Origin of the sequence: Lysinibacillus sp., from assembly GCF_032093475.1 — a bacterium.
Taxonomy (GTDB): domain Bacteria; phylum Bacillota; class Bacilli; order Bacillales_A; family Planococcaceae; genus Lysinibacillus; species Lysinibacillus irui.
Window position 1 is genome coordinate 6,988 of sequence record NZ_DAMDAY010000116.1, and the last position, 3,753, is coordinate 10,740.

Below are 3,753 nucleotides of genomic sequence, written 5' to 3' on the forward strand. Positions count from 1 at the left end.
TTAACGTATGTGTAAATACATTCTATCATACTCAAACCTGTATCATTTGCTAATTTTTGATAAAATATAAAACAAGAAGAGGAGTGAGGATATGTCAGTATTAGAGGTACAGCATGTGACGGGTGGATATACTAGAAAACCTGTTATTAAAGATTTATCTTTTACTATTGGAAAAGGGGAATTAGTTGGCTTAATCGGTTTAAATGGAGCTGGTAAAAGTACAACAATTAAACATATTATAGGAACAATGTTACCAAAGGAAGGGGACATTCGACTAAACGGGGTAACATTAAAAGAAGATACGGACAAGTATCGAACAGCCTTTTCCTATATTCCCGAAACCCCTGTGCTATATGATGAGCTTACATTAAGAGAGCATTTAGAGTTAACAGCGATGGCATATGGTATTGATAAGGCAACCCTTGATGCTCGTTCAGAGGTGCTATTAAAAGAATTTCGAATGGAGAAAAGATTAAATTGGTTCCCTTCGCATTTTTCAAAGGGAATGCGTCAAAAAGTCATGATTATGTGTGCCTTTTTAGTGAATCCAAGTCTTTATATTATTGATGAGCCTTTTGTGGGCTTAGATCCCCTAGGTATTCAATCATTATTAGACCAGATGGATGAAAAGAAAAAAGAAGGTGCTTCTATATTAATGTCTACACACATACTATCGACAGCTGAAAAGCATTGTGATCGAATTATTTTATTGCACGAAGGAAGAGTTCGAGCGCAGGGAACAATGGCTGATTTACGCAAATCGTTTGCAATGCCGAATGCGACATTGGACGATCTCTATATTGCCATGACAAAGGAGCGGGACCATGAAGAACTTGCGTGATGTATGGTCCTCTCGCTTCATGCATTATATAGGAGAAGTACAAAAATATATGCAATTTATATTTACAGGGCATATTGCGATTGTACTTGTTTTTCTTATTGGAGCAGGGGGCTATCAATATAGTGAATGGCTGAAAGTTGTACAAACAGACTTTCCAGCAGAAATCATCATTGCTCTAATCGTAGGGATTTTATTGGCCTTTAGCCGCCCTACTACGCTCTTGAGAGAGCCAGACCAAGTATACCTATTGCCTTTAGAATCAAAAATATCACAGTATTTTAATAAGGCATTGGCTTGGACTTATTGGTCTCAAGTGTGGATAGTAGCGATTGTCTATATTGTTTGTATTCCATTATTAAAAGCAGTAACGGAATTAACAACGATCGACATATGGACAGTATTTTTACTTGTCATTGTTTTGAAATATATAAGTGTTCAAGGAGAATTCAACTATCGTTATAGTGAACGAGGCAATATGGTCTGGGTGGACAGGCTTATTCGAGCTATCGTATTTGCAGCTGCAATCTATTTGGGACTCCATGCTCAGCTCCTATTAGCAGTAGTCGTTACAGTTATCAGCGTTATTTATATCATTGTCTTTAGAAAAAAATCGACCGGTGAACCTGTGCCTTATGAACATTTTGTAAAGCTTGAACAGAATCGTATGATGAGCTTTTACCGTTTTGCTAATTATTTTACAGACGTACCCCATTTACATGGAAGCATCCGTCGCCGTAGTTGGATGGACTGGCTCTATAAATTTGTACCATACGGTAAGGGCAATGCTCAAAAGTATCTGGTATTTCGTACCTTTGTTCGAACAGATGACCATTTCTATTTATGGCTTCGTCTTACAGCTATTTCAGCAATCATTGCTGCATTTGTAGACATTCCTGTCGTTACATGGATTGCTGCTGGTGCACTGAGCTTTGCGACAACCATTCAGTTAAAGCAAGCATTACTATCAAGCGGTGAATTTCGAATGGATATGCTCTATCCATTACCCGATAATGCCCGTCCATTAGCTGTGAAGCAGGTTGTGCGTTTAGCAATGATTACACAAGCTATTATTGTGGGCTTATGTGCAATGACACAACCAATGTTTTATATTACTGTCATCGTTGTTTTGGTTATTAGTGAATTGACATCGAAGGTTTCTAAGTAGAATAGAATACTATTGATAAATTAAAAAGCTCATTCACCCAATGCTATTGTTGGATAAATGAGCTTTTAATTATTTAGGCTTATTGTGAATCTTCTTCCTTCGGTATTGCGCTATAGGTTGTTACATAAGAAGCTGCTGAAAAGATGTTCTGCTGGCGTACTCCAGTTGAATCATCTTTTTTAGCATGGGCATTTTCAAAGGCTTTAGAACTCTTCCATGCTTCAAATGAATGTGGCCCATTCCATTGTGTCATGACAATGTAAGTATCACTCTTGATGGGTCTTAATAAACGGAAGGCAACAAAGCCCGGCTCCTCCTCAATGGCTCGCGAACGCTCTAAAAAGCGGTGTTCGAATACAGGACGTCCCTCGTCTGTCACAGGAATATTATTAAAAACAAAGAAGCCTCGTTCCTCTAGGTCATTTACTGAATCCAAAACTTCGAATTTACGAGGCGTTGCAAACACTGTTTTTCCTTCTGTTTCATGTATCAAGACAGAGTTTCCGTCTCCGTGGATTAAGATCATATGCTCATTTGGATACTTATTTTTTACCTGTTCTAAAAAATCACCAGTACCAGAAGTTAAATAAATATACATCAATTTATCCTCCTTATGAATCTTATTAATTATAGCGTGATTATACCCTTTTAAGCATAAGTCTAACGCTTTGACCAAAAAGAATCTGCCGAGAAAGAACAATTTTATGACATTTCACTAGGAAAACTATACAATAACAGAGGAAGCGTTTACTATTGGAAACGGATATCAATAATAAAGGAATAAACAAGACATTTTTAACTTGATTCACCAAATATTTTTTGTACCGAAAGTGAAACAACAGGTATAAAGGAGAAAAATGATTTTTTGAGGGGAAGGAAATTTCATGACAACTTTTAATGATACACTTCTGCGAGCTGCACGTGGAGAAAGGACAGCACACACGCCAGTATGGTATATGCGTCAGGCAGGACGTTCACAGCCAGAATACCGTGCTATAAAAGAAAAATATTCCTTAGAGGAAATTACACATCAACCTGAGCTATGTGCGTATGTCACTCGTCTACCTGTAGAAAATTACAATGTCGATGCTGCTATTTTATACAAAGATATTGTCACACCTCTTCCTGGCATTGGGATAGATGTAAAAATCAAAGCAGGCGTTGGTCCTGTTATTTCAAATCCTATTCGTTCAGTTGCGGATGTAGAAAAATTAGGTGAATTTAATGCTAAAGAGCATACACCCTTTGTATTAGAAACGATTAAGTTGCTGACAGAAGAGCAATTAAATGTTCCTTTAATCGGTTTTGCTGGCGCACCATTTACACTTGCAAGCTACATGATTGAAGGCGGTCCGTCAAAAAACTATAATAAGACAAAATCATTTATGGTATCAGAACCTCAAGCATGGTTTGCATTAATGGATAAACTAGCTGATATGATTATTGCAGATGTAACTGCTCAAATTAAAGCAGGTGCAAAAGCAATACAAGTCTTCGATTCTTGGGTTGGTGCTTTAAATGTTGAAGATTACCGTGTGTTTATAAAACCAATTATGACGCGAATTTTTGCAGAGTTGCAAAAAGAAAATGTGCCATTAATTCAATTTGGTGTCGGTGCTAGCCATTTAGCAAAAGAATGGAATGATTTACCGATTGATGTTGTTGGCTTAGACTGGCGTTTACCTATTAAAGAGGCACGTGCAAATGGCATTACAAAACCTGTTCAAGGTAACTTAGACCCATCTCT

4 protein-coding genes are annotated in these 3,753 nt (G+C 37.4%); 3 read left to right on the top strand and 1 reads right to left on the bottom strand.

Translation table 11 applies throughout. The features are described from left to right. The first annotated feature begins 91 nt into the window (after positions 1–91). Positions 92–841, top strand: a complete 750-nt coding sequence (locus RT445_RS19190) for an ABC transporter ATP-binding protein (protein ID WP_274794424.1) — start codon at positions 92–94, stop codon at positions 839–841. Beyond that, positions 825–2,006, top strand: a complete 1,182-nt coding sequence (locus tag RT445_RS19195) for an ABC transporter permease (RefSeq protein WP_274794423.1) — start codon at positions 825–827, stop codon at positions 2,004–2,006. Before RT445_RS19190 ends, RT445_RS19195 begins: the two co-directional genes overlap by 17 nt. A 79-nt stretch (positions 2,007–2,085) precedes the next feature. Here RT445_RS19195 and RT445_RS19200 read toward each other — a convergent pair whose 3' ends face one another. After that, complete coding sequence (locus RT445_RS19200) at positions 2,086–2,604, bottom strand: antibiotic biosynthesis monooxygenase family protein (protein WP_274794422.1); 519 nt, start codon at positions 2,602–2,604, stop codon at positions 2,086–2,088. Positions 2,605–2,890: 286 nt separating this feature from the next. On the opposite strand from RT445_RS19200, the gene hemE reads away from it, so the two are divergent. After that, the coding region (gene hemE, locus RT445_RS19205; RefSeq protein ID WP_313471324.1) for a uroporphyrinogen decarboxylase at positions 2,891–3,753 on the top strand (863 nt) is incomplete at its 3' end.